The sequence below is a fragment of the Pacificimonas sp. ICDLI1SI03 genome (genome assembly GCF_054740865.1).
On record NZ_JBSQAU010000001.1, the window covers coordinates 1,042,947 to 1,068,513 of the forward strand.

Annotated in this window: 24 protein-coding genes and 4 pseudogenes; 13 read left to right on the forward strand and 15 right to left on the reverse strand. The window is 58.2% G+C overall.

Going from position 1 to position 25,567, the window contains the following annotated elements; all coding sequences use genetic code 11:
• Window positions 1-9 precede the first annotated feature (9 nt).
• Genes ACSMXM_RS05000 through ACSMXM_RS05010 form a run of 3 tightly spaced genes read right to left on the reverse strand, consistent with a single transcriptional unit; the run spans window position 10 to window position 3,010 of the window.
• The gene (locus tag ACSMXM_RS05000) at window positions 10-810 is read right to left on the reverse strand and encodes a hypothetical protein (protein ID WP_460314503.1); all 801 of its coding nucleotides are present in this window, start codon (window positions 808-810) and stop codon (window positions 10-12) included.
• Complete coding sequence (locus tag ACSMXM_RS05005) at window positions 807-2,303, reverse strand: hypothetical protein (protein ID WP_460314505.1); 1,497 nt, start codon at window positions 2,301-2,303, stop codon at window positions 807-809. Before ACSMXM_RS05005 ends, ACSMXM_RS05000 begins: the two co-directional genes overlap by 4 nt.
• On the reverse strand, window positions 2,300-3,010 hold the full coding sequence (locus ACSMXM_RS05010; protein ID WP_460314507.1) for a hypothetical protein: 711 nt from the start codon (window positions 3,008-3,010) through the stop codon (window positions 2,300-2,302). Before ACSMXM_RS05010 ends, ACSMXM_RS05005 begins: the two co-directional genes overlap by 4 nt.
• A 2-nt stretch (window positions 3,011-3,012) precedes the next feature.
• Here ACSMXM_RS05010 and ACSMXM_RS05015 point away from each other — a divergent pair, with 2 nt between their 5' ends.
• Window positions 3,013-3,210: a hypothetical protein gene (locus ACSMXM_RS05015; protein ID WP_460314509.1), complete on the forward strand. Its 198-nt coding sequence runs from the start codon at window positions 3,013-3,015 to the stop codon at window positions 3,208-3,210.
• A 737-nt stretch (window positions 3,211-3,947) separates the two neighbouring features.
• Window positions 3,948-5,072, forward strand: coding sequence for a hypothetical protein (locus tag ACSMXM_RS05020; RefSeq protein WP_460314511.1), 1,125 nt, complete (start codon window positions 3,948-3,950; stop codon window positions 5,070-5,072).
• Between the two features lie 5 nt (window positions 5,073-5,077).
• Here the strand turns inward: ACSMXM_RS05020 and ACSMXM_RS05025 are convergent, their stop codons facing one another.
• Window positions 5,078-6,100, reverse strand: coding sequence for a hypothetical protein (locus tag ACSMXM_RS05025; RefSeq protein ID WP_460314512.1), 1,023 nt, complete (start codon window positions 6,098-6,100; stop codon window positions 5,078-5,080).
• Window positions 6,101-6,599: 499 nt separating this feature from the next.
• Between ACSMXM_RS05025 and ACSMXM_RS05030 the strand changes: the two genes are divergently transcribed.
• The 5 genes from ACSMXM_RS05030 (at window position 6,600) to ACSMXM_RS05050 (ending at window position 10,596) form a co-directional block, all read left to right on the forward strand.
• Window positions 6,600-7,205 carry an outer membrane protein gene (locus ACSMXM_RS05030; RefSeq protein WP_460314514.1) on the forward strand — a complete coding sequence of 202 codons (606 nt, stop codon included), beginning with the start codon at window positions 6,600-6,602 and terminating at the stop codon, window positions 7,203-7,205.
• 257 nt (window positions 7,206-7,462) lie between these two features.
• On the forward strand, window positions 7,463-8,230 hold the full coding sequence (locus tag ACSMXM_RS05035) for a transferrin-binding protein-like solute binding protein (RefSeq protein WP_460314515.1): 768 nt from the start codon (window positions 7,463-7,465) through the stop codon (window positions 8,228-8,230).
• Window positions 8,227-9,408, forward strand: coding sequence for a surface lipoprotein assembly modifier (locus ACSMXM_RS05040; protein WP_460314517.1), 1,182 nt, complete (start codon window positions 8,227-8,229; stop codon window positions 9,406-9,408). The genes ACSMXM_RS05035 and ACSMXM_RS05040 overlap by 4 nt, the downstream gene beginning before the upstream one ends.
• Window positions 9,409-9,512: 104 nt before the next feature.
• The gene (locus ACSMXM_RS05045; protein WP_460314518.1) at window positions 9,513-10,025 is read left to right on the forward strand and encodes a hypothetical protein; all 513 of its coding nucleotides are present in this window, start codon (window positions 9,513-9,515) and stop codon (window positions 10,023-10,025) included.
• 166 nt (window positions 10,026-10,191) lie between these two features.
• Entirely contained in the window at window positions 10,192-10,596 is a 405-nt protein-coding gene (locus ACSMXM_RS05050; protein ID WP_460314520.1) for a thermonuclease family protein, read from the forward strand.
• A gap of 627 nt (window positions 10,597-11,223) precedes the next feature.
• Here the strand turns inward: ACSMXM_RS05050 and ACSMXM_RS05055 are convergent.
• The 4 genes from ACSMXM_RS05055 to ACSMXM_RS05070 all read right to left on the reverse strand — a co-directional run bounded on the left by ACSMXM_RS05055 (window position 11,224) and on the right by ACSMXM_RS05070 (window position 14,007).
• On the reverse strand, window positions 11,224-12,210 hold the full coding sequence (locus tag ACSMXM_RS05055; RefSeq protein ID WP_460314522.1) for a GSU2403 family nucleotidyltransferase fold protein: 987 nt from the start codon (window positions 12,208-12,210) through the stop codon (window positions 11,224-11,226).
• A 190-nt stretch (window positions 12,211-12,400) separates the two neighbouring features.
• Window positions 12,401-12,736: a nucleotidyltransferase domain-containing protein gene (locus ACSMXM_RS05060; protein ID WP_460314524.1), complete on the reverse strand. Its 336-nt coding sequence runs from the start codon at window positions 12,734-12,736 to the stop codon at window positions 12,401-12,403.
• 134 nt (window positions 12,737-12,870) lie between these two features.
• Complete coding sequence (locus ACSMXM_RS05065) at window positions 12,871-13,518, reverse strand: RES family NAD+ phosphorylase (RefSeq protein ID WP_460314526.1); 648 nt, start codon at window positions 13,516-13,518, stop codon at window positions 12,871-12,873.
• Between the two features lie 78 nt (window positions 13,519-13,596).
• On the reverse strand, window positions 13,597-14,007 hold the full coding sequence (locus ACSMXM_RS05070; protein WP_460314527.1) for an antitoxin Xre-like helix-turn-helix domain-containing protein: 411 nt from the start codon (window positions 14,005-14,007) through the stop codon (window positions 13,597-13,599).
• 104 nt (window positions 14,008-14,111) lie between these two features.
• On the opposite strand from ACSMXM_RS05070, the pseudogene ACSMXM_RS05075 reads away from it, so the two are divergent.
• The 4 genes and pseudogenes from ACSMXM_RS05075 to tnpC all read left to right on the forward strand — a co-directional run.
• Window positions 14,112-14,382: pseudogene (locus ACSMXM_RS05075) on the forward strand (exonuclease/endonuclease/phosphatase family protein); the annotation flags it as partial.
• A gap of 90 nt (window positions 14,383-14,472) precedes the next feature.
• Complete coding sequence (gene tnpA / locus ACSMXM_RS05080; protein WP_460314529.1) at window positions 14,473-14,907, forward strand: IS66-like element accessory protein TnpA; 435 nt, start codon at window positions 14,473-14,475, stop codon at window positions 14,905-14,907.
• Window positions 14,904-15,260 (forward strand): IS66 family insertion sequence element accessory protein TnpB, encoded by a 357-nt coding sequence (tnpB, locus tag ACSMXM_RS05085; RefSeq protein WP_460314531.1) that lies wholly within the window; start codon window positions 14,904-14,906, stop codon window positions 15,258-15,260. Before tnpA ends, tnpB begins: the two co-directional genes overlap by 4 nt.
• A 33-nt stretch (window positions 15,261-15,293) precedes the next feature.
• Window positions 15,294-16,884, forward strand: a pseudogene (gene tnpC / locus ACSMXM_RS05090) (IS66 family transposase).
• Window positions 16,885-17,459: 575 nt separating this feature from the next.
• On the opposite strand, the gene ACSMXM_RS05095 reads toward tnpC, so the two are convergent.
• Window positions 17,460-17,816, reverse strand: a complete 357-nt coding sequence (locus tag ACSMXM_RS05095; protein WP_460314533.1) for a TA system antitoxin ParD family protein — start codon at window positions 17,814-17,816, stop codon at window positions 17,460-17,462.
• Between the two features lie 124 nt (window positions 17,817-17,940).
• Window positions 17,941-18,093, reverse strand: coding sequence for a hypothetical protein (locus ACSMXM_RS05100; RefSeq protein ID WP_460316444.1), 153 nt, complete (start codon window positions 18,091-18,093; stop codon window positions 17,941-17,943).
• Here ACSMXM_RS05100 and ACSMXM_RS05105 point away from each other — a divergent pair.
• A pseudogene (locus tag ACSMXM_RS05105) lies at window positions 18,043-18,556 on the forward strand (IS5 family transposase); the annotation flags it as partial. The gene ACSMXM_RS05100 and the pseudogene ACSMXM_RS05105 sit on opposite strands and share 51 nt — an antisense overlap.
• A gap of 1,170 nt (window positions 18,557-19,726) precedes the next feature.
• On the opposite strand, the pseudogene ACSMXM_RS05110 reads toward ACSMXM_RS05105, so the two are convergent.
• Window positions 19,727-19,923, reverse strand: a pseudogene (locus ACSMXM_RS05110) (SulP family inorganic anion transporter); the annotation flags it as partial.
• Window positions 19,924-20,005: 82 nt separating this feature from the next.
• On the opposite strand from ACSMXM_RS05110, the gene ACSMXM_RS05115 reads away from it, so the two are divergent.
• A complete protein-coding gene (locus tag ACSMXM_RS05115; protein ID WP_460314535.1) occupies window positions 20,006-20,212 on the forward strand; it encodes a hypothetical protein in 207 nt (68 codons plus the stop codon).
• A 144-nt stretch (window positions 20,213-20,356) separates the two neighbouring features.
• On the opposite strand, the gene ACSMXM_RS05120 is transcribed toward ACSMXM_RS05115, so the two are convergent.
• Genes ACSMXM_RS05120 through ACSMXM_RS05135 form a run of 4 tightly spaced genes read right to left on the reverse strand, consistent with a single transcriptional unit; the run spans window position 20,357 to window position 25,312 of the window.
• A complete protein-coding gene (locus ACSMXM_RS05120; protein ID WP_460314537.1) occupies window positions 20,357-20,602 on the reverse strand; it encodes a hypothetical protein in 246 nt (81 codons plus the stop codon).
• Between the two features lie 21 nt (window positions 20,603-20,623).
• Complete coding sequence (gene metB / locus ACSMXM_RS05125; protein ID WP_460314539.1) at window positions 20,624-21,796, reverse strand: cystathionine gamma-synthase; 1,173 nt, start codon at window positions 21,794-21,796, stop codon at window positions 20,624-20,626.
• Complete coding sequence (gene cysI / locus ACSMXM_RS05130; RefSeq protein WP_460314541.1) at window positions 21,789-23,504, reverse strand: assimilatory sulfite reductase (NADPH) hemoprotein subunit; 1,716 nt, start codon at window positions 23,502-23,504, stop codon at window positions 21,789-21,791. Before cysI ends, metB begins: the two co-directional genes overlap by 8 nt.
• Before the next feature lie 11 nt (window positions 23,505-23,515).
• On the reverse strand, window positions 23,516-25,312 hold the full coding sequence (locus ACSMXM_RS05135) for an assimilatory sulfite reductase (NADPH) flavoprotein subunit (RefSeq protein ID WP_460314543.1): 1,797 nt from the start codon (window positions 25,310-25,312) through the stop codon (window positions 23,516-23,518).
• Window positions 25,313-25,567: the final 255 nt, after the last annotated feature.

A 25,567-nucleotide genomic window follows, 5' to 3' on the forward strand; every position in this document is an offset into this window, starting at 1 on the left:
CGTTGCCATTCAACACTTCCTCGTTTTAAATTTGAAAGACTTCGAATTGGAGGAATCCTCCCGTTCCGGATCTGGTGTGGACGTGCCGTCATCACGCGCGAGATGCGCGGTGCTGGCCCTGCCCCAGTTTGGTTTGCGCTCCGGTGGTACGTGCTCCGCCTTATGCCGAATGTCGGCCCTCCTCCCCATTCTTCCTTGGGGAGGCGGAGCGGGTATGTCCTCGCGCCCTTCCCCGCCCGGCGCCACCTCCCAAGATCGGAACTCGTCGGGGGTAAGTGTCGACGCCATTCTGGCTGATGCCGCCGCGTCGATGGTTTCCTGGCGACGCTCCTCGGCCTCCATGAGCGCGACCGCTTTTGCGCGCTCGCGGAACCCCATCGCGTGGAGTTCCTGGTCGTATTTCATGAGCACCTTCTGCTTCGACTTCGCATTGATACGATTTTTCTGCAGGGCGCCGCCGCGTCCTTCAGCCTTGAGCAGATCCCGGTAGAGATGGTGTTCCCAGCGACTGAGCCCACCGGTGTATTCCGGGTCCGTCGACCACATCTGATGGTATTCGCCAGTCTGCGGATCGAGCACCTCGATCTTGTCTATGTCGCCGTCCCAGACCCTGATCGACACCTCTATCTTGCCGTTGACCTGAAGCCTCTTGCGAATTGGCGTCCTGTGGTGGTTGTTGTCGAGCAGCGTTCCGATGGCGCTTTGATTGAAGCGGTAACGCACGTGATCGTACACCAAGCCATCGTTTGTCAGGATGAAAGCCCCTCGCGGGACGTTAGCCAACTGCCGGGCAATCTCGGCAGGCGTCACCGTCCGACCCCAACTTTGCGAAGGTATTCCAGCATGAGATCATCGGGCGAGCGGTCATTGAGGCACTTTTTTGGCGTCCGGTTCCAAAGGAGGCGCGCCTCCTCAATCCTATCAGCATACTGCGCTCGCGTCATGTCGGCCTGCTTGAGCGGATCGATGCGTATGTCCCGTTTGTGCCTCGGCACCAGAATGCGCCCCTTAATTTCCCTAAGCCGCTTCTTCTCGAACCTGAAAGAGGCTTCCAGGTGGTTCTTCGCATTGTGGTGATAGGCCGCTGCAAGTTCAGTGATCGCGATGGTGGCTAGCGATGGTACCAAGGTCGGCGGAAGCATCGCGAAGTCGTTGTCATACATGATCAAAGAAGGAATTCCGTAGATGAGACCGAGTGGGTCCGCCTCGATGTCCTCTGCACTTGTCACCCTCGGCGTCATGACGGCGAGCAGGGCCCGGATCGACATCTCCGGCCGGTAAGGCCCGCAGAATAGCGCGTGCGGCCACTTGAACAGTGAGAAAACGTCCATCGCGCAGACGCCTTTCATCTTGCCGGCGAGTTCGGCCCACTGATCCGAATAGGTCGTAGCGTGCTCGTATTCCGTTCCGTCCATGTAGACCCGCTCGAAAGGCCTGGTGACCTCGAGGGGTTCACCATTGGCAACGAACCTCTTGTTCGCAACCATGCGGCCTTCGCGCTTGACGCAGTTCTCGTAGTTGTCGTTGGCATTGATCCTCTTCCTGACGGTCTCGAACGTTGGAGCCTCCGCTCCGATGCCCTTCACGTCGTCGGCTTTTAGAATATCCCACCACCGCTTCACCTGTGCGCCCGCATCTTCCTTCGTCGGGAAATCTTCCGGTCGTTCGTAAAAGAGATCCGTCGCTCGCTGGACGAGAAGGTCGGCCTTCGGCGGCAGCTGAGAGTGACCGACCGGGCGTCCGGACTTGTTCACGAAGGCACCGATGGCCTTGCCGTACCTCTCATAGGTCGCGATCCAGCGCATGAGCGTACGTCCCGACGGCTTCACCTTCGACAACGCCATCAACTGATCAAGCAGGGGTGAGGGTTTGTCTCGAGCGATCCCTAGCTCTATTGCGGGGATCTCTGGACACTCGTGTTCTGCGACAAATTGCTTGGCGACTTCCTCGTTCTGTCCGACCCTGTAATGGCTCGCCTTTTCGGCCCAGAGATACTTGATTAGCGACTTGGGATCGCGCGTCACAGCGGCCGCCGTGTCCAATCTTCTCAGCCGCTCGAAGCGATCCCCCCGCGGGTCTCTCTTTGTCGGAAACAAAATCTTCGAGCTCACGAACTCCTGAAGAAACCACGCAACGCCAGGCATGCTTTCGCCACCTAGCTCCTCGTCCTGCACGAGGAACACCTTTTCGTCCTCGTCCACGAAGTGCAGGCAGTCGCCTACTCGCCCACGGAAGACGAGTTTGCGCTCATTGTGGAGGATCGCCTGACCTTCGACAACGGGCAGTGGCAGCTCGTTGATCACGCCTTTTCGACCACGAAACCCGCCAAGAACGCGCGCAGCGCTCCGGGACAGTTGGGAGGGAGCGCCTCACGGACCGGAGTGAGATGTGTGAAGGGCAGACTCACGTCGACATCGAGCATGCGGTCCGCCATCATAGAGTTCAGTTTCGCCCTAGCCTCACGCTCAGGACCACCGAGGATGTGAATGGCTTTATCTAGTTTTATGTCCCCGCCGCCCCTGCGGATCGCTTCGATAACCTGGGTGAGTTCGTGTTCACTGTAAACGGCGCGACGGTCCACGAAGACCTCCATGATCGTTTGCAGGGTAATACGGTCGAAGTCGTCGCCCTTGAGACGGGCGAAGAGAACGCCGTGCTGGGCCAGGTGGGTTTCCGCTTCGCAGGCTAGTCTTCTGACCTCGGGCTGATCGAAGAAAGCTTGGCTGGCTTTGATCTCGGCCAGGACGATTTCGCCCGTTACCAGTTCGATTGCGAGGTCCGGAGTGTATCTGACCGACCCAGCCTCGCCGGTGAAGGTGAATTCGAGGGGCTGGAACTGGAAATCGCTGCAGTGCGGGTTGACGGAGAGCCAATAGTGATAATTCGCTTCGTGCGGACCTTCGTGGAATTGCTGCCTTCGCGCCTTGTCGGAGTAGTCGGCTGTGGTAGAATACACCTTGTTGTATCTGAACTCGATGCGCACCTGACCGAGATCGGGGGCGGTCCTCATCGTTGCGCGAGTTGAGGCGTGTCGACGCACTTGGGCAGAGGGCCGCCTGGGCATCCGGCCCGGCGTCCATCGCGGCTGACGTGCAGGACGATAGGGACGACATTCCTGCGGTGTCGGTATGCGCCCGTTGGCTCGTGCCCGCCGCGCATCATATCGCGGGGGACGTACCAGTTGCATGGGATGAGTTGAAGGAAGTGTAAATGCGGCTAGATCGCTCATGTCGACGCCCGTCCGAATGGACCGAATCTGCCCGTGACCGTCGAACGCCGGCTGGAAACGCGGTGGGATCGTGGCGAAAGCCGCAGATGTCGGGCGGCGCCGCTATGGAATTTCGTCCACCTTACACGTCCGTTCCTGATTGCATGCGAAGGCAGGCGACGACCATTGCGGTTTGGTCGGACGCGAGGTGGTTCAGAGACGAGGCTTCGAAATTCGGTATCATCACCATTGCCCGCTTCAATGAGGTCACCTTCGGTCGACGAACTTGGGTCCGAAAGCGCTTCGTGATCAAAATCCATGACAGGAGCTCCTCTCGTCCAACTTGCCGATCAGAAAGTAGACCGAGGCCTCGTAGAGATCGGAGTCGGACCAGCAGTTGGTGGAGAACCATTCGAGCGGGTTCGCTATCCACGCACGTTTGCAACCTTCGTGGTGGTGGAGATCCTCATGCCTCTCGAAACCTTGCGGTCCGCATGAGCCGATGTTCCTACCTGTGCAGGCTCTCTTGGCCCCCAACATCCCGCCAGCGCGCGACGCGCCCGGAAACCGATTGTTGCTCGATCCTCTCCCCCCGAATCGCACTTTCGAAACCATCTTCCTCATCAGCACCTCCATAGTCACTGTGTTAAAACTGGACATCCGGGATGTAAGCGCCGGACCGCCCATAATCAAGTGTATAAAAGTAGACGTCCGTTTTTGAGAGGATAGACCAATCGGCATGGACATGACGGAAGCCGAAGTGGATCGGTTGCTATCCGATATCTGGCCGGAGGGGATGCCGGAGAGGGAACGTGTGATCTTCGAAGGACTTTTGCCTGCCCAGCGATCGGAAGCGATCGCGCGTTTAAACGCTGTGTGGAGGGCGGAAAACGGCCATCCCTTGAAACCCTTGGCCGATGAGATCGGCTTGGGCCGGGCGGCATTCTACAACTTGCGCGGAGCGTGGAAGGAACGTTCCCTCGAAGGGATCATCGCGAACTCGGGCAGACGGCCTCGGCGGATAAAGACCTCGACCGACTCTCCGATTAGGAGCCTCGCCAGATCGATCCTGGTCAAGGACGAAATGACGAGCCGCAACATTGACATTGCGCGGCGGGTCCTCGAGCAGGCGAAAAACGATGGCGAGATTGTCGGCAAGACCGAACAGATTAGGTTGCAATGGGCCGAAAGGCTGGTGCGGCACGAACGGCGTGCCTTGTCACGGGATTGCACCTATCTCCGCAACAATTTTGGAATGCGTCTCGTCCTCGATCTGACCGCCGTGTCGATATTGCTAAAGGGTGACTCGGAACTCGCAGTCGTCGCGGTCATGCTGGATGCCGGAAGCGGGCTTGTCCTGGGTAGCACCTTACATCGTCTGCAAAGCGCAGCCGAATTGGAGCGCCACGCGGTCGAGGAGGCCCGACGCTTCGTTCGGCGTCACGGTGCCGATAGACCGGTGCAGTCCTCCCGTCCGTGTGATCTCGACCTCATGCTTCCGCCGGGAGTATCCGACGTCGAAGATGGAGAGCTGCGCGAGGCTACACGCAATCTAGATATACGTTTGCCCGGTACCTACGCCTTTGGTCAGGAACTCGTACAGCTCATCGGTCCCAAGATGGGTCGCATACCGTTCGCACCACGCAAGACGCTATCCATCGGAGCCGACAGGCCCACGTCCCGTCGAAAGGTGATCGAACTGCAGGCGTCGCACGCAAACGCCTTCTGGAGCCGGGAGGTGCTGCGGCATAACGAGCCGATCCTGGCCGCGTTGGACGAGGCGAATGTTTTCGACACCAAGGAGAAGGAAGGACGGATGGCCGCCCTATTCTACGCCATCGATGGCTTGCTCTTGAAGTTGTAAACCGATTAGCGCTGACTCAGGTTGGCCAATTTACTCCTGAGAGTTTTGAGGCAGTCTTCCGGTAACGTAGCGAAGAAGTCGGTCTTTGGTGCGACACCGAGCCTAGCGTGCATGAACTTTTCCGCTTGGTGAAGGGTAAGCGGAGAAAACGCTGAACTTTTCTTCACCAAGCGACGCACGGGACTTGCGGTGACGAGACGTGGCCGAAGACGTATACCGTTATGCAGTTGGCCGAAAAGACCTTCGGCACATTGTCCGTGGCCATAGGACCCTGTTGGGTACGTGGTGACTTTAATTCCTGCCCGGACGAGGGCGTTGCGAAGATCTTGCCATCCGTCACCGGCCATATCCGGAATGACTATCGTTCGGGGTCCTGGTTCGGAATTTGGTCGAGCCTCCGCCATCGAGGCCGCAGTGATGGCGTCAGCCACGATTGCTGCGCTTGGTATGTGCTCTGAGAGTTTCAACGCGCAAAGGGTATCGGTCCCAATATCGAAGATCATCGTTGCCAACGGGCGCACGGCCTCGGAGCCACCGATATCGATCGGGATTTCCAGCACTGTATGATCCACGATCAGGTCACCAAGATCTGCTAAGGATTTTGGCAGGCAAGCCGGACGCTTGGCGTGCACGTAGCGCTTGACCCTTGCCGCTACCGGTAGCGTCATTTCTCTCGCTTTCGCCTTTTCGAAAGTTTCGCGCACAATCTTATCGGAAGTGGCGTGCGGGGTTGCTGAGATGATCTCGTCGACCAGTTCCGCATGGTCAGGATCTAGATCGACGAGACGATTGCGCGGACGCGACTTTCCCGAAAGCCGTTGTGGATCCCGTAGATGCTTCCACGCTTTCACCAGATTGTAGAACTGGGCAGTTCCGATGCCCAATCCCTTCGCCAACCTTTCCGCGTTTTTTCGCCCGGGCGAGGTCTCGAAGTCCCTGATGGCCGCAATGCGCCTGCACACTTCGGGCCTGAGCTCCGGAGCTACGCCGGCAAGATCGACGGGAGCGGCAGCTTTTTTGTTCGTCATTTGTTCTTTCCTTGATAACAATGATGTGCTTGTTCTTCCATTCCCGCCTCATCCTAGCTCGCTGGTACGGTCCGGCGGGTTCCTACGTTTCGGAGTTGACGGTCTGAGCAGCAGCCATAATGTCGCTTGTCATGCTGCCCCCCTTTCAGGACGCGTCTGAATGCTGGGTCTGCGCGGTTCGGGACGCCGATGGTCCGGTCTGCTGCGAGAAAACCCCAGAAGCAGGACTTCCCGTATCGTAGCACCGGCGATCAAAGGTAGTTGCGGTGCTTGGCTGCCGCGCTCCAGGGCCGACCCGATTCAAAGGACGCCTTCAGATTGGTCGTGCGTTCGGACGGTGTGGCCAGGCGTGGCCATATTCTTGTCGAGCGCTCACCATGGATACATGTCCATCGGTTCGCGTGGAAAAACGGACGAGCGCATTGTGAGGTGGTCTCGGCGCTCGTTATGCCCCGAACGCAACAAAAACATTATATAAATAAGGGGTTAACGAAAACATATGGTAAAGATTCTGGTTGCGACATCTCTACTGGCTATCTCAACGATGGCCAGTGCACAGGCGCGAATTGAGGCGCGTGCTGGCTTCGATAATATAGGTCTTGAGGAGGATTATTCCGGGAGTGACTCTTACTCAGGAAGTGAGGGGGAAACCGGCATCGGCTATGGAGCTGAAATCGGCTACGACATTGCCTTGGGGAGCAGCTTTATTGGTGCCTACGCCAACATCGATTTCTCCAACGTGGAGCACTGCTTTGATGATGTAGGTCTCCCGGGCACTTGCCTCTCTGCGGACCACTCGATCGGACTTGGTGGTCGTTTCGGAATAGGGAGCGCTGACGCGCTCCGGGGATATTTGAAGCTGGGTTATGTCATAGGCGAACTGACCGGTTCAATTGGTGAAATAAGCGAGTCAGATTCGAGGGGCGGGCTTCAGGTGGGAGCCGGTGCGGAATATCCGTTCGGTCCGAACGCGTATGGAAAGCTTGAAGTGGTTTACAGCGACTTCAGCGATGAGACGCTACGCGATGTTTATGAATTTGATGACGAGCTAAAGTTTGGTTTCAACAGAACTCAGGTGATGGCCGGCATAGGACTCAGGTTCTAGTTTTGTAATTAAAACATATATTCCCCAATGTTTTATGTCCCGCACGGTGCGATCTTGACCTTGTTCGGCTCTCTTTCGAAGGATTTCCTATGATTAAATACGCTGCGCTACTCGCAAGCTGCACCGGAGCTCTGGCTCTCTCGGCTTGTGGAGGAGGTGGATCTGGCGTCAACGGCCCAGGTACGTCGGCCCCGCCTCCGCCTCCGCCAGCGTCGAATGCTTTCACGAGCTTTTCAGATATTGAGGCCACCACTGAGGTGGAAATCAGCGGAATTGCGCAGGAGTTCAGCTATGAGGCAAACGCTACGCGCGTAACTGCGGTATCGGCGCCCTCCAATGTGAATAACGCTACCTACACCACCCGCTTTGACGGAGACCGGGTCACAACCGATATCGATCTCGATACAGCCGGCACTGACCTTCGATTCTCCGTCTCGGGAAGTGATGAGGTAGCGGATCTCGGCGCAGGTTTATTCGCTGCGGTAAATGAAGCGGAAACCGACATCCTCATCGCGGTCGATCCTTATCAGACCGGATGGGACTACCAGTCCTTCGGCGTGTGGGAATCCGGCATCGGGACGGGCAGCGGCACTGCGGGCGCGGTGTCGATCGGCAATTCCACTGCCGCCAATGCGGTCCCAACAACTGGCGAGGCGACATTTTCGGGTCTACTCGGCGGGGTCTATCTATCGCCGGAAGGCCTCGACGTACTCGTCGGCGCGGATGTGCAGGTCGAAGTTGATTTTGCCTCTCGTTCGGCCGAGTTAGCTTCATTCGGTACGATGGATGTAATATCCGGCGCTAGCTACAATGAGCTGAACCTGGGGGGAGAACTTACCTGGGCGAGCGGCGCAAATAGCCTAACTGGGAGGCTTGCGAGCCAGAACGGTCTTCTCACTGGCGAAGCGACAGCTAAATTTTATGGACCCGGCGCCCAGGAAATCGGCGGAGTATTTGCTCTAACTCCCGTGTCTGGCACGGGCGTGGAGAGCTTTGGGGGAGGCTTCGGCGCCGTCTCCCCGTGAGGTTTTCTTCATTTCTCGCAATTGCGGTCGCACTCCTACTGAGTGCGGCCGCTTCTGCTTCTGCATCCGGAGAAAAGTCCTTTCAGCGTGCTTTTCGCGCTGGCACACTTTCCATGCTCTCCGGCGAGTACGATCGAGCGATCTATATTTTTTCGGAGTTAGGAAAGCTCACGGAAGAGCCGCGAGTCCAGTTAGAACTTGGTCGCGCGCTGTTTCTGTCCGGTCGATTTTCCGAGGCAAAGGACGTTTTCCAGCAGGTATATTACCGAACAGAGCTCCCCTACGCCGTTCGGCGTTCTATCAATTTCTATCTGGAGCAAGTCGACCGACGCGTCGGCTATTTCCGACCAATGCTCGGTCTTACCTACCGGACCAACCCCAGTGCTGTGACGGATGAGACAGACTTCATCGTATTCGGTGTGCCGGTCGAACTTCAACAGGAGGCACCGACGTCGGCTCTGGGCCTTCACTATTCTGCAGAAGGAAAGCTTCCTCTAGCGGCTGCAGGCAGGATTGGCATATTAGGGACTATTGACGGAATTCTGGACGATAGGACGAGCGCGTCCTACCGAAACGGGACTTTGGCGGCCAGTTTAGAAAGCCCTAACGGCGCGACTACCGTACTCGCGGGCAGTGGTTTCTATGCGCAGGGAGGGGAGCAGATTACATCACCTTTTTTGCGCGGAGCGTACCGACAAAGGTTCTCGAACGGGAACACGCTTTTTACAGACCTCTCAATAACGCACTTGGACTATCGGCAAGCCGACTATCTTGACGGTTGGCAGGTTCGCGCCGCCGGCAAATACGGTTTCGATCTTGATGCCAAAACATCCGTCCTGCCGGGAGGCTCAATCTCCGTAACGCGGGCGAAAGATAGCGGCTACCATCAGGCCGCGATTGCCCTCACCGCACAGCTTGTAAGATCCATGCCCGAAATCGGGGTTGATGCCGTTCTCGAAACCTCCGTGGAAAGGCGAGCTTTCGAAGGAGATGATCCAGTTTTTTCGGGGCGTAGGCAGGAAGTGTATGTCACCGGCGCCGCAACGATCATCGGCAACAGGCCGTGGTGGAGGTTCTTTCCGGCAATCAGCTTTCGGTATGATGAGCGCCATTCGACGCTCGCCTTTTATGAGTTCGATCGAATGTCTGTATCCGCCGACCTTTTATATCGGTTCTGAGCTGTGCCTCCTCCGTGAGGATGTCCGTTCCACGTCAGGCGTTGTCGACGTGGAAGGAGTCAGTCTAACCATTTCGCAGGATTTCGCAGGCTATCCTCCGGAATATGGCTCCATCCGCTAATCCATATCCAGGAGATGGCGCTTCCGCGCTCGACGTCCTTCGGCTGGCGGAAGAATACCAATCAGCCGCCAACCTCCTCCGTACAGAAGGGCGACGCGGTAAGCCGCTCTCCTACGCGCCGTTCCGCCTCGTCGCCATTCATGCGGCCGAACTCTACCTCACCGCTTTTCTCCTCAACCACGGGGATCCGGCGAGTTCCTTAAGAAGCCTCGGGCACGATCTTGCCGCACGGGCACAGCTTGCCGAAGCCCGTGGTCTGAAGCTGAAGAAACGCACAGCTGCACATCTGTGGGAGCTGAAAGAAAAACGCGAATACCTCGTTACGAGGTATGACGCCAACGCCGGCCCCTTATCGCAGGTGAACAGACTGTTTGCCACATTGGAAGAGCTCGCCACAAAAGTGCGGACTTCGCTTGTGAAGCCCTCGCCACGTCCCCTTCAGGTAGCCGTGGCTCGCCCAAAGCAAGAGGCAAAGATCAAAATTGCGACGCTCTAATCCAGTTGACTGGTCGCCCCGCGGCCGACGCTATTATTTTCGGCGACGCCGACTCAGCCGCCGGCCCGGTTGTCCAAGCGCGGCGGGAACAAATAGAAGTGGAACAGGACCAAACATCCTGCTCATAGCGGCATGCGTCGGAGGGATCGCGGGAGCGATCTGGAGTATGATTCCTTCACCAGATGAGGGCGGCCGTGAGGGGGCCAGAATATACGGAAGCCTTCTTAAAGATTGCAGCGTCACGGACGGCGATACCATTCGCTGCGGCGATGAACGTATCCGCCTCCTTGGTATTGATGCGCCGGAACTTCCGGGCCATTGCCGCCGAGGCCGCACCTGCGCTCCTGGCGATCCATTCGCCGCGACGCGGAGTCTGGAGCAGGCTCTGTCCGGCGAGCTTCGGATCGAACGGTTAGGTAAGGATGCCTATGGGCGCACCCTCGGTGCCGTCCGCAGTTCCCGCGGAGATCTGTCCTGCTACCAATTGAAGAACGGGCAAGCTCTCTACCAAGCCGACTGGGACAATGAGAACCACATTGCCGACGCCTGTCCTGACATTATGCCGCACTGAAACGCACCGCCGGTCCCCTGCCTTACTGCCGGGCAGAGGAAATTGTGCCATTCCAACGAAAAGCAATATCGGAAAGCGAGGTGGGCACCATTCTCCCCTGACATGGAAGCCCAGGATCAGAAGCCAGCATCTCTCATAACGCCCGACCACCCAGGACCCAACGTCGGGTGTTCCGTATTGTTAAAGGTCCCGAATGATCCTGCTCGCCCTTCTTCTAAGTTCAGTTCCAATAATCTCCGAGGGCACCAGCTTCACCTGCACCCCGATGAGCGTCTGGGATGGTGAGGGGCCGGTGTGATGCGAGGAAGATCCCGGACTGCGACTCAATGGCATTGCTGCGCGGGAGACAGACGGATCCTGCCGAAAAGACCATCCCTGCCCCACTCTCCTGCAGAAGCCGCCACAGCCGCTCTCGGCCCAGCTCGAGCCATTCGCAGGCCATGAATGTACGGCAGCTATAGATGGATTAACTGCTCGCCGCGAACGACGGCTTTGTTCGCGGCATCGGACTTGGTAAGTATGTGCGGTAAATGGCGGCTGTCGACCTCCGCCTCTCAAAAGCTACCAGGCAGCTACCGAACTCCTTGCTTGCGATCAGCACGACGGCTTCCTGCAGACGATTAGCCCTTATGGCTTAGGCTTTTGCGTGTCCCACTTCTCGAAATGAGGTTTCAACGGGCCGGGCAGCGCCTCGTAAAAGGCGTTGTCGAGCCGATAATGCGGCATAGTCTGCCAGACGGCGTTGAGGAGGGCAATGCCCTGTTTAAGATCCTTTGGTTTCTTCTGCGGGTTGCGCTCGGGCTTTTGCGCCATCCAAAGCTTTTGCAGCGCAAACCACCGTGGATCCGGCACCACCATTCGCGCCGCGCCGCCGTCCCGAACGCCGACCACGCGGTCGATCGGTCGGCCGTTAAGAAGCCATTCCTGCTCGGGTAAGGGGACAGGGCGAGGCTTGTCACGCGCAACCTGTCCACCAATCCGGCTCGGAGCGGACAGAATCTCGATTTCATAGGCCTTGGCATTGCGCGCCTGGAAGGGGCGTTCTGAATTGACCGAATAGGTTGTGTCGACCTCTTTCAACACCTTCCACAAAGTCGGCCGTTGGTCATCGGCCTCGATCGCGGTCAGGGCCATGTCGAAGTCCATCGTCTCGTTTGGAGCGTCCCGGATAAATCCATTGGCTTCCAGCGCATAGGCGATCAGTGCATTGGTACCTACAACCATGGCTTGCGTGCCCAGAAAGCGCAGGCGGTCCGCCTCTCGCAGGATCTTGCCCGCTTCTGCCGGCAGCATCGGAAGGCGCAGCGCTCTGTACAGACTGCCCTGTTCCTTGAGGGTCGCCTGGCTCTGGGAAAGCCGGCCTTTCAGCTCCGCCTTTTCGGACTTGTATTGATCGAATTCAGCCTGCTTTTCGGAGTCCAGCGGTCCTTTGCTTTTCATGTTCCCGAGCCTGTCGGTCACCTCATAAAGGTATTCGCGGCCTGATATTTCCTTGATGCGCATATTGTAGGGCAGATCGTTGAGCACGCGAAGGCTGTCCATCCATACCTGATACGTGTGTTCCAGGTTGACGATCACTCGGGATTGTTCATCCGAGAACGGCTGGACTGTCATGGTTTACCCTGCAAATAGGTCGTTGTCATAGTCTGCAGGGTAAATATGTGGATTCAATAGCCGAACACAAGTAAGCTGATCATCAGCACGCTGCTCAAGCCGGCGGCGAAGACTGGACCCTGTCTATCTGCCTCAAGGAAAATAGAGGGCAGTCTAAGTTCGACGGGGAGCGACTTCTCGTGCTCAGCGCTCATAATCGCTGCCCTTCGCGCGCCACGTTCGTAAGCAAGCCCGCATGCTCATCTGCATCCGACCAGCGCAAGGGCAAAATACTAACGAACTCGTTAGTTTCCTCGGCTAATTGCCCCGTAAGCTGCCGCATTTGTGCGCGTGATTTTCGCCAATCTGCGCTTTCATGAAGTATAACAAGGACATCCCAATCACTGTCTGATCCAGCATCACCGCGTGCATGCGAGCCGTAGAGGTAGGCTGCGTCCAGGTCGCGGCCTAACGCTGTCTCAATTAAATAGCGAATTCGGCTGCGAAGGGCAGCGCTGCCACGAGGCGCCATGATACGGTCGCTCATTTTGCACCTCCTTACATTTGCTTTTCCTACGCACTGTGTATGCGTTAAGCGGATAGGGAAGGGCTCGACCAGGGACTACTAGTCGGTCTTCCAATTCCCCGCGGCACTCACCCATCCAGTTGGGCCGTTGTCGATCAAAGCTTTTGAGATGTAAATCTCTCTGAGCCAGACCAGCTCAACTTCCATGTGGCACCCTGTCGGATGTTCTGCACCATCGTCGTCCGAAAAGCGGCAAGGCACATACCGCCTTTGCGACGGACCGAAGGATAGACGACCCCGCCGAAATCGGCCTCCCGCAATTCCCGCGCCAGTGCCTGCCCTGCTGGATAACCGACGCTTTCATCCGGATGGAGATAATCGGCGCTCGCCTCGCCGCGGAGATCGACGAACGGCCCAATGAAGCCAGCGACCAGTTCCCGATACCGCGTGACATTCTCGTAAATACCGACGTTTGCGAGTTCGCGGGTCAGGTGATGTCCGACTTCGGCCAATGCGGTTTGCACAGGCTGGTCGGCAAAAGTCGCATACCACGCTCCCCGGCCGCTGCCATTGAACCGATTTCCTTTCGACCGTGTGTAGCAAAAGGCTGCGTTCACGTAGGTCCAGCCATAGCCATAAGCGGGCGTCAGAAGCTCATCCTGGCGTACTCCCGCGGGCAGCGGAGTGTCGTCGTTCTGCCGAAGTGATGTCTTCCCCTCAATGCGCTCGAGCACTTCAAGCGCTGCATCGGTGTCGGCGAGCGGCTGCATTGCCGGCTCATCGAGATAGGCGGTGCTGATCATTCGTATCGTGGTCGGCTCTGCCAATTCAATTAGCGGAAGATCGCGCGGGACAGGTCTTTCTGCAAGCTGCACGTCAGGTCACACCCCTCCACGCAAGGCATCGAGATGCTGGCGCACTGCTGCCATCGCAGGAATGCCGCCTGCAATCATCATGTCGATCGGCCGCCGGCCATTATAAGGTGCCCCCTTGTTGGCGAGCGTTGGCCAACCGGTCGTAAGAGGTCCATTGAAGAGGAGGCGCAGTGCCTTGAAGATACCGATGATAAGGCTGGCCCTCGTCACCTTGTCACGGTCTAGCCGACCCTTGAACGTATCCTGCTTCATCCGGTCCCAGGTCGCCTGAGGCACATCGAACAAGGCTGCCGCTTCGTGACCCGACAAATGCCATTGCTGCGTAGCGCGCACTACTGCCTTCACGATCACGGAAACCTGCTCTCGATCGGCAATGGGGTCTAATCGTGTTCCCTGAATATCCTGAACGTTTGCCATCATACACCTCTTATGGGGAAGATGATAGCATCATAAGAGTTAATCAACTACGAAATATAAAAGGCCTCTAGCGTCCCTATTGCAAGGGTCATTGAAGACGCTTGGGCCAGAAGAGCTGGAACGGTGTCGCTCTTCCCAGCCAGGTCGGCGAGATCTTCGTTACCCGACGCGGTCTCCCACATGACCCAGAGCCAAGTTTGACTACAAGCTTGCATAGTTCGAGAGCCTAATCGCACACGCGGCTGATCTGTTGGCCAGCGGCGCGCCTGTGGTTCTGGCGGGCGACTTCAAGGTGATCCCCACGAGCGCGACGTCTACAAGCCGGAACGCTGGCTGGATGATGCCCTCTTTGCTCCGGAGGTGCGTGCTGCATATTTGTAACCGCTGTTTCTCCCCCACATTGTCGGCGCTGATCGGATCGGCGAGGTCGGGTTTTTCGCGATGCGGGGCCTTGGAGCCATGTCGATGTCATGTGATGATGCTGGTACGAAGCCGGTTCAGCGGTTCGAGGTTTTTACCGGCGCGGGGCGTCGGCGGGTCTGGGAGGACGAGGTCAAGGCGGCGATCGTCGCGGAGAGCTATTCCGGACATGAGACCGTCTGCGCGGTGGCGCGGCGGCATGGGCTGAGCCATTCGCAACTGTTCACCTGGCGTCGCCAGATGCGCCAGAAGGCCGAGGTCGCATCGAGATCAGTCGACCGGTCGATGTTTGTGCCGGCAGTGCTCGATCTCGCAGTTTCGCCGGTTGCCGCGCCCCCGCAGCATCCACGCCGACAGGCGCGGCGTTCCTCCAAGGCGGCGATCGAGCTGGAGATGGACGGCGTGACGATGAAGATCGCGCGAGGCGCCGATCCAGATACGATTTCGGCGGTGATCGCCGCGCTGAGGGCCACGCGGTGATCGGTCCTGGGACGGATGCGCGCATCCTGGTTGCGACGCGGCCGGTGGATTTTCGCAAAGGCCCGGACTCCCTCGCAGCTCTGGTGAAGGCGGAGTACGGCGGCAACCCGTTTTCCGGCGTCGTCTATGTATTCCGCGCCAAGCGATCGGACCGGGTGAAGCTGGTCTGGTGGGACGGCACGGGCCTGTGCCTGATGGCGAAGCGGCTCGAACAGGGCAGCTTTCGCTGGCCCGGCATCCGGGACGGCGTGATGCGGCTGACCGCCGCCCAACTCGGAGCTTTGCTCGAAGGATTGGACTGGCGCCGGGTTCATGGCGGACGTCGTGCGCAGGTGCCGCAACTGGCTGGTTGACGAGGGCTGTGACGCCTGATTCAGTGTTCCTCAATGCTGCTCAAGACCGACCTTCCCGACGATCTGGACGCGCTGCGTGCGATGGTCGTGGCGGCCCATTCCGAGCTTGCAAAGCGCGACGTGGCGCTCGCCAAGCGCGAGGATCGGATCGCTGGCCTTGAGAACGCCGGCGCCAGGGCCGAAGCCGAGATCGCACAGCTCAACGCGATCATCGCCGCGTTCCAGCGTCACCGCTTCGGTGCACGGTCCGAACAGCTCGACGAGGATCAGCTCCAGCTCGCATTCGAAGAGCTCGATGCTGCGCTGAGCGGTGTAAAGGCCAGCCTCGATGCCGCGAACAAGAACGCCGGCACGCCGGCTCCGCGCAAGACCAACCGGGGATCGCTGCCTGCGCATCTCGAACGGATCGAACAGGTCGTCGATATCGAGGACAAGGCCTGCGCGTGCTGCGGTGGCGATCTCCACGCCATCGGCGAAGACGTTGCCGAGCGGCTCGATGTCGTGCCCGCCACGTTTCGCGTGCTCGTCACCCGGCGCCCGCGTTATGGCTGCCGCGCCTGCGAGGCCGCACCGATCCAGGCCCCGGCACCCGCGCGCATCGTCGACGCCGGGCTGCCGACCGAGGCGCTGATCGTTCAGGAGCTGGTCAGTAAATATGCCGATCACCTGCCGCTTTACTACAGGCGCAGATTTACGCTCGCCAAGGCGTCTATATCGATCGTTCAACGCTGTCGGATTGGGTCGGGCGCGCGGCGTGGTGGCTAACGCCGCTGCGCGATCACCTGCTCGCCGCTCTCAAGCGGAGCGCCAAGTTGTTTGCCGACGAGACCACCGCCCCGGTACTCGATCCCGGGCGCGGCAGAACAAAGACCGGCCAGCTCTGGGCTTACGCGCGTGATGATCGGCCTCGAGGCGGCAGTGATCCGCCGGCGGTTGCTTATCGCTACGCGCCCGATCGCAAGGCCGAGCGGCCGATCGAACATCTCGCCGGGTTCAAAGGCACGCTCCAGGTGGATGGTTATAGCGGCTACGGCGTGCTCGCGCGGCGGGGCGGTGTCACGCTCGCTTTCTGCTGGCGCACGTTCGGCGTCGCTTCTACGAACTTGCCGCCGCCGGTGCATCGCCCGTGGCGACCGACGCCCTCGCGCGCATTGCCCAGCTTTACGCCGTCGAGGCCGATGTGCGCGGCCAGTCGCCCGATCAGCGCCGTGCCGCTCGCCAGGAATATAGCCGCCCCATCGTCGATGATCTCCACCGGTTCCTCGATGCGCGGCTCGCGCAGGTGAGCCGCAAAAGCCGACTTGCCGAGGCGATCCGCTATGCGCTCACGCGCTGGGAAGGGCTGACCTGGTTCCTGGAGGACGGCCGCATCGAACTCGACAGCAATACGGTCGAACGATCGATCCGGTCGATTGCCTTGAACCGCAAAAATGCCCTCTTTGCCGGCTCGGATGTCGGAGGTGAACACTGGGCTGTCATTGCCAGCCTGATCGAAACCGCCAAGCTTAACCTTATCGATCCGCAGGCCTGGCTCACCAATACGCTTTCCAAGCTTGCCGCCGGACATCGCAATGACCGCCTCGAAGAACTCATGCCGTGGAATTATTTCCCCGACGTGGGCTGAAAACAGCGCTTACGCATATTTTCGGCTGCTGGATCAAAGGTGGAATCGGGAGATTGAGCCGATCCGCCGCCATACGGCAGCTGAGTAGCCTGCGATATCATCCGCTCGGGTGAGGGCGCCAACAGCCGAACGACCGACAGAGCACCCGCCGAACGGATATCGCCGGTGCGCGCGCCGCCCGATAATCTGCTGCGCGCCGAACGTCGGATTGAGCCCGAGGCCGGCAACTGCACCTGCCCGATTGCGGCGGCGCGCTGCGTCCGCGGGGCGACGAAAGCAACGAACAGCTCGACATGCCGCGCTCCAGTGCGCGTCAGCCTCCTGTGCCTCCTTCAAGAGAGTCACTTTTGAGGATGAGCGAATACAGTTTCCGCGACGAGATCACGTCTACTCAAAATGAGCTCAACCCAACGCTGGGCAGCTAGCTCTACTGCCTCATAGGCTATGTGCGCGTTGTCATCGCCGAGTTCATCGCGCTGGATAATGTCGGCGTTAATAAATGTCCCTGCAAAGACAGGTGCGACACGGGTATTACAAGCCTCGGGACCCGGCGAGCACAGTCATCGTCGATTTGCTTATGCTTGCTTGGTGTCTGCATGGACAATTCTACCGGCGGCATCGAGTCCGACGGCTTTCCCGCTTTTCCGCATTTCGGTATAGAATGCCTCTTCGTCCGGTCCAGCTCCGGACATCTTCAGCACGAATTGCTCCGACCAGACTGCCTTCTCTTCATGGCTGAGAGCAGAGGTCTCCAGTTTTCCACTCAGCACCTGAAACAGTTTGGCATGATTGAAATTATCGGACCGTTCGATTGCTCGGCCGATCCGTGCCCAGTGTGTGAGCTGGCTGGCGAGCGATCGGCTCTGTAAGCCAGCCTCCAAGCGTGCGTCATCGATAAGTGCAGCATCAGCAAATTTGACCGAATGAGACATATCGCACCTCCTGCAGCTAAAGGTGGCGTTTTGCCAACTAATTGGCAATATCCTCAAGGCGAATGGCGGAAGAAAGATCTCGACGCTCGAGCGGCATGGCATGGCATGGCATGGCATGGCAACGCTATTCGCCGCGCTCCACGTGCTGAACGGAACCGAAACCGGGTAGAACATGTAGCGCCATCGCCATGAGTTGATCCATTTCCTCAACCGCATCGAGCAACAAATACCCGCCCACAAGGCGAGCCGCCACGATCTGAGCGATTTTGAATTGCACGTGATCGCGCCGCTGCTGCCGGACAAGCCGCAAGGCGTCCCGAGCGTTGATGATCGGCGGGTGCTAAACGGCATTTTCTGGGTGCTCGGTTCGGTGCGACGTGGCGCGACCTGGCCGAACGCTACGGTCCAGGAACAACCTGCTACAACCGGTTCGTGCGCTGGCAAAGGACGAGTGTGTGGGAGCGTCTGCCGAACGCGATCACAGCGGCTTACGACGGCGATATCCAGATGATCGACACCACTTCTGTCCGGGCGCACCAGCAGGCTGCGACGGCAAAAAGGGGGTCGAGATCCCTGCCCCGGTCGCTCCCGGGGCGGCCCTACGACTAAGGTCCCTGCGGTCATCGACCAGCGACTTTCCGGTCCGGCTCGGCCTGAGCGCAGGGCAAGCGCACGATGCTCCCGCCGCAGTGCCCCTGCTTGACTGGCTAGACCCGCGCACCATCGTGCTCGCCGACAAGTAAAGCTGGTGGGCATCATGCCTTCTATCCCGAAACCGACAGAGCAAACTGAATTCTGCATATCGGAATCAGCATTTCATTGCAGGTCCCGTCCTCGTCAGGGTTCACTGCTCTTCCTTTCAAGAAGCGGGTCGTCATCATTTCCTGAGCGAGACAATCAAGGTCGCTTGCACGTAGTTCGGCTCGGATTGGTGTTCCGGATCCGATGAGATAAACATCGAAGCGAGCCATTTTGCACCTCCCGTTCTACTGACGATATTCAGTTGCGGTCAAAACAGAAATGCTGCGGAATTCGGAATACTGCGCGTCGCCTTCACCACCGTAGTCAGCTGGCTCATTTGACGCATCGAGAGCGGAACCACGCATTATTTCGACCAGCAGACAAGTCTGATCCCCTGGCGTAAACGCGCTGGGTGCTCTCCTCAATGGAAGTTTGCCTCTTCCTCAGGCACTCGACCCTTCGAATATTTCCCCGCGGGGCCAAATGGGACAGGTGGCCAGTTCTGTGATGCACGAGTCGACCCCTTTCCTGCAAATCTTGCCACGCTGCATCAAGTTTGAAAAGCAAAAAAGAACAAACGCGGAACATTGTCCACAGCAGCTTTGCAGCCAGTCGGTTCACAGAGCCATTATTTCTCATACACACCATCAATTTTCCGCGAACCATCATCTGGGTTGCCAATTGTCTAAGCGCCAAGATTCTAACAGGTGCACAGAATGCGGGTAGTCTCTATTGCCCCACGCAAAGAAGCAGGGAAATCGCGCCGCTGATCGGAATGCGAGGCCATTTCTATTGCTCAGGAGCGCGATTGTTCGCCTCATTTGCGCGGTGCAGAGCTTCCGAGGACTTGCGCCCAGACCCACAACGCAAAAAGCCAAACTTATGAGGCCGATCCTACCGCAAATCTAAACTTATGGGGCAAATCGGGCCCGCTTATGGGGCGCTCATCAATCGTCAAACCGCTTATTTGCGTCATTCCTTATCGTTTCCGCGGACAACTTTTGGGGCGAACGACATCGTGCGAAGGCCGAAGGAAGAAACCGCATAACTTATGCGGAAGCTGCTTAGCTTTGACGTCAGGCGCTCCTGCGGGGTTAACTGAACCGCAGAGCATCATTGAAGAAGAACATGCAAGAGAGCAGTGGCATCACACTCCTGAATGAGAATTGTAACTGCGCTATGAAGATGAGGATCGCCAGCGCATCAACGAACCCGGTGATGACGGAACACGAGACGTGCTGCATCAGCAGGTGTAGCCGCAGAAATTCCGCCAGAACCGGGTAATGCCTAATCGAATCGTGGCGGCAAAGACATACTCGATGCCGTGTTAGCGGATCAGTGGTATCACGAGGACCGCTACGCCTGCAATCATGGACATTCTGACGCCCCAAGCTGGGCTTCGTGAAAGATCACGTCAATTTCCCGTCCTATTTCATGAGGAGAAGCGCATGACGCATCACGATATCTTGCCTCCCGAACAAGAGGCCGTTCTTCCCCACCTGAAACCGACAGGGGTACTCGGTTTTGTATTGTACGACGGGACGGCGACCACCCTGCAGACAGGCCTTCGAAAATCTGTCGGCTTCGGCTTCTTCAGCGACCGCCAACTCGACGAGGGGCGTCTGAAGCAGTACATGCCACTGCTACTATCCTGAGAAACGCCGCAACGGGCACCCAACTCGTGAAGCTCGACCCTACTGGCAATTCTTTTGGACCGCCGCTGACCGGCTTCCTCGTAATTCCACCTGGCCCGAGCACCGATTGAAAACTATTTATTTGGGTCTCTCCCTTCCCTGTTCCTAATTCAGATGGAGCATGGTGAACATGCCTCCGATCACGATCCCGAACACCATTATCATTACGCCGGCAATGCGCAGGATGTAGGATAAAGGATCTTCATTTTCGCTCGCATCCTCTTTCAACGAGGTCGGCTGCGGCTGCTGTCCAATGAGTCGCCTGACGAAGGTCTGGCGAAAGACCATGCAGAAGCCGACCACAGCAAAAATAACGGCGAATACATCGACGATTAGCACATAGGCAGGCACGTGATCCTCCTTGCATTTTGGCTAGGTTTTGAAAGCCGTCAATCCGCATTCGAGTCCCACGATCAGATCTTGTTCGGCCTCCAGGCCGATCGACAAACGCAGAAGACCATCGCTGATGCCTGCGACCGCTCGAGCCTCCTTGCCCATGTCGGCATGGGTCATCGTCGCTGGATGCGCGACGAGGCTTTCGACGCCGCCGAGAGACTCCGCGAGCGTGAAGAATTTAACGTTATCGATGAAATGGCGAACCGCCTCGACGCCGTCTTCCAACTCGAAGCTCAGCATAGCGCCGAATCCGTTTTGTTGGCTCGATGCTACTGCATGTCCTGGATGACTGAGCAAGCCTGGATAGTGTACCCGACTGACTGCCGGATGTCGTTCAAGAAAGGTAGCAATGGCCATAGCGTTGTTCTGGTGGACTTGCATACGAGCAAACAACGTGCGCAGCCCACGCAGCGTCAGCCATGAGGCGAATGGCGCGCCGACGTTTCCTACTATATTGGCCCAATGCCGCAGATCCTGGACCTCCGCAGGATCGGCGGCAACAACCGCGCCCCCAATCACGTCGGAGTGGCCATTGAGAAATTTGGTGGTTGAGTGGATGACATAGTCAGCGCCCAAAGGGATTGGGCGTTGAATCGCCGGCGACAGGAAGGTGTTGTCGACGGCCACCGCGGCCCCCGCATCTTTCGCCATTGCAGAGAGTGCAGCAATATTGACAACCCGCATCAGCGGATTGCTGGGCGTCTCTATGACAACGAGAGCCGGCACCCCCTCCAGGCTTGCCGCGAAGGCAGCATCATCCGACTGGTCTACGAAGCGGACTGAGCAGTGTCCCTGGCCCGAACGCGCCTTGAGCAGGCGCATGGTGCCGCCATAACAATCGTGCGGTGCAAGAATGACGTGGTCAGGTCTCAGGCGACCTACGAGGAGATCGAGCGCGGCCATGCCGCTCGATGTGATAATGGCGCCAGCTCCGCCTTCCAGCTTCGTAAGAGCCTCCGCCAAAAGATCGCGGGTCGGATTGCCGCCACGGCCATAGTCGTAGAGCCGTGGCTGGTCATAGCCTGCAAATTCATAAGTGCTCGACAGATAGAGTGGCGGAGTCACAGCTCCGTAAGCCATGTCGGCCGCAACGCCGAAGGCCGCAGCGACTGTGGCTGGATTGGACGACGGCTTCTCTGAATCACTCATTGAAGAAGCGTCCTTCGGTGACTGCGCGGACGATTCCGGCGCGGATAGTGAAATCTCCGAAATGTTCACCCGCCTCGCGCTCGCGGGCGTAGCGGCCGAGAGCCTCTTCTAGGACTTTCAAAATTACTGCCTCACCGACATTTTCGCGCACCATACGGTTGAGGCGCTCGCCGTGGAATCCGCCACCGAAATATAGATTATATTTGCCAGGCGCGCGACCAGTCAGCCCGATCTCAGCAATGTAAGGACGCGAGCAACCATTGGGGCAGCCGCTTATTCTGAGCGTAATTGGCTTATCGGCAAGGCCGTGGCGGCTCATTATCTCCTCGATCTTCTCGAGCAGCGTCGGCAGATATCGCTCACTTTCGGCCATGGCGAGACCGCAAGTCGGCAAGGCGACGCAGGCGATCGCGTTGCGACGGAACGGCAACGCATCGTCTGCCTCAAGGCCGTACTCGGTCAGCAGTGCGTCGATGGCGGCACGATCCTCAGTTCGCACGCCGGCGATGATGAGGTTCTGGTTGGGGGTCAGGCGGAACGTGCCGCAATGGATGCGCGCGATATTGCGGAAGGCATCCAGCAACTTCAGATCTAGCCGCCCGCTCGGGATGAAGACCGTGCGGTGATGGCGGCCGTCCGGCGTGGAATTCCAGCCATAGCTGTCGCCGTTCGAAGTGAAGGTGAAGAGGCGGGCCTTCTCGAACGACGCGCCCATTCTTTGCTCGATGTCGGTCTTGATCCAGTCGAGCCCCTTGTCGTCGATGGTATATTTAAAACGCGCTCGCTGGCGGTCCTTGCGATTGCCATAATCACGCTGGGTTGCCATCACGGCATCGGCGCAAGCAATGATCTGATCCGCCGGAACGAAACCGATAATATTTGCGAGGCGCGGATAGGTTTCCGGCGCCTGATCGGTGCGGCCCATGCCGCCGCCTATCGCGACATTGAATCCTTCCAAGCCACGCGACCCGCCGACGGCGATGAATCCTAGATCCTGCGTATAAACGTCAACGTCGTTGGACGGCGGCAGCGCGAAGCCGATCTTGAATTTACGCGGCATGTAAGTGCGCCCATAGAATGGTTCCTCAGGGTCGGACGAAGCCACGCGTTCCTCGCCATACCAGATCTCATGATAGGCGCGGGTCTTCGGAATCACGTGATCGCTGACGCGCTTGGCCATCGCCGCGACCTCGGCATGGAATTGCGAGCTTTGCGGATCGACTGTGCACATGACACCGCGAGTGTCGTCGCCGCAGGCGGCAACGGTGTCGAGCAGGGTATCATGCAAGCCTTGGATGATCCGCCGCAAGCTGTCTTTGAGCACCCAGTGGAACTGGAATGTCTGGCGCGTCGTGATGCGCAGGGTTTCGCCGCCATGCGCTCGGGCGAGCTCGTCAAGCTTGAGCCACTGCGCGGGCGTGCAGACGCCGCCCGGCAGGCGCACGCGGATCATGAACTGATAGGCGGGTTCCAGCTTCTGACGCCGACGTTCGTCGCGCAGGTCACGATCGTCCTGCTGGTAGATGCCGTGGAACTTCATTAGCTTGACATCATCTTCGCACGGCACAGCTCCGGTGATCCGATCAAGCAAGCCTTCGGCAATGCTGCCGCGCAGGTAATTGCTTCTGTCCTTCATGCTCTCATCGGAACCAAGCCGGTCGAGCGGCTGGGACAGGTCGCGGCTGCGGTCGATGGTATCAGTCTTCATGGATCGGGCCTTCAATAAACGTCGCGCTGATAGCGGTGGTCCGCCTGGAGCGAGCGGACATAATCCTCCGCTGCCTCACGCCCGGTGCGGGCCTCGCTTGCTACAATGTCGATAAGGGCTTCATGAACGTCAGGCGCCAAATTGGCCGCGTCACCGCAGACATAAATGTGAGCCCCTTCCTCGAGCCACGCGAAGACGTCTCGGCTCTTTTCCTTCATGCGGTGCTGGACGTAAATTCTCTCCTTGCTGTCGCGCGAAAAGGCGACATCCATACGTCCGAGAGTGCCATCCTTCAGCCATGTCTGCCATTCGGTCTGATAGAGGAAATCAGTGCGGAAATTGCGCTCACCGAAGAACAACCAGCTCCTTTCTCCTGCTCCTCGGACCTCCCGCTCCTGCAGAAACGCACGATAGGGCGCCACGCCGGTGCCTGCACCGATCATGATGATTGGCGCATCGTCGTCTGGCAGACGGAAATGCGGATTACTCTGGATATAGACCGGTAGGATTGTGTCGGGCTGGGCGCGATCCGCGAGCAGAACGGATGCCACGCCGCTGCGCGCTTCGTCATGCAGATCATAGCGAACCGGCGCCACGGTCAAATGGGCCTCATCGGGGGCGGCGGCAAGACTCGACGCCAGTGAATAGAGACGCGGCTGCAAGGTACGAAGCGCAGAGACGAAGTCCTGCGGCATCACGTCTCTGACAGGGAAGCGGCGAACAATGTCAATGATGTGATGCGTGTGGAGAAAAACAGAGCGTTCGCCCGACCGGTCTTCCTGCAGCAATTGCTGCAGCGTGTCTGCCTCGCTCAGCAATGCCCAATATTCGAGGAAACGCGGAGTGGCGGTGGTGATCTCAAAACGATGCGTCAATGCATCGGCCAGTCTCAACGTCTGGTGCTTGTGCTCGAATTCGGCATCCGATTGCAGCGAGAGCGCGTCAATCAGCGCCGAGACGACTGCGTGATCATTGTTCGCGGCGATCCCCAGCGCATCTCCTGGCTCATAGACAAGGCCCGAGCCTTCGAGCGAAAATTCGACATGACGGGTTTCCTTGGTCGAACCGCGCCCTACGATGGCGATATTGTCCATGATCGGAGCAGGGAATGGGTTGCGCTTGTCATAGACTGTCGCGGGTGCAGCGACCAAAGACGTGGTCACCGCAGCAATCGTAGCCGTCCCCGATTCAGCGCCAATCCTTTCGATGATTGCCTGAGTCCAAGCTTCAGCTGCCTCCTCGTAATCGACGTCGCAATCGACCCGGGAGACAAGCCTCTCTGCGCCCAAATCCTCGAACCTGCGATCGAGCCGTTTGCCGGCCTCGCAGTAGAACTCGTAGGTAGAATCGCCGAGCGCGAGGACGGCGAAGCGCTTCCCCCCGAGCTTCGGTGCTTTGCGACCTTCGACAAACTCGAAAAATCCAGTGGCCGGTTGCGGAGGATCGCCCTCGCCATAGGTGCTGATAACAATCAGCACATCCTCTTCTTGGGCGAGTTGTCGCACCTTAAAATCGGCCATGTCGGATAGGCTGCAAACAAGACCCTTCGCCTTTGCAGCTGTCTCCAAATCGCGAGCCACCTCCGCCGCATTGCCTGTCTCTGTACCATAAAGGATTATGAGCTTACGACTTGCGCTCTGGATGAGCGGTGCGGATTGCCCCACGGACGATCGCAGGCCGGCCTCTAGTCCGGTGAAATAACCACCGAGCCAGCGCGCTTGCGCGGGATTGAGCGATTGGGACAACTGCTCCACCAACCGCCATTGTTCCGGAGGCAGGGCCACCCCTGGCACATCACTCGTCGCCATTCTTATCAGTCCTCTAAGCCGGCGCTCTCATCGCAACGCAACGGCGCGATCGATAAGATTCCAAAGCGCTGGAAAAAGCAATTGTTCGATGGACTGTTGTCCTGCTTCGGAGGTCATAAGACAAACGAATATTATTGCAATTTCACTGCAAAAAAATTCATTCAATTTTATAGCAATTGTCTGGGCGCGGATTATTTTTGAAGCTAGCGCCCTGTGTCAAGGAACCAGCCGCCCTCCGGTTAGTTGACGCGAGCG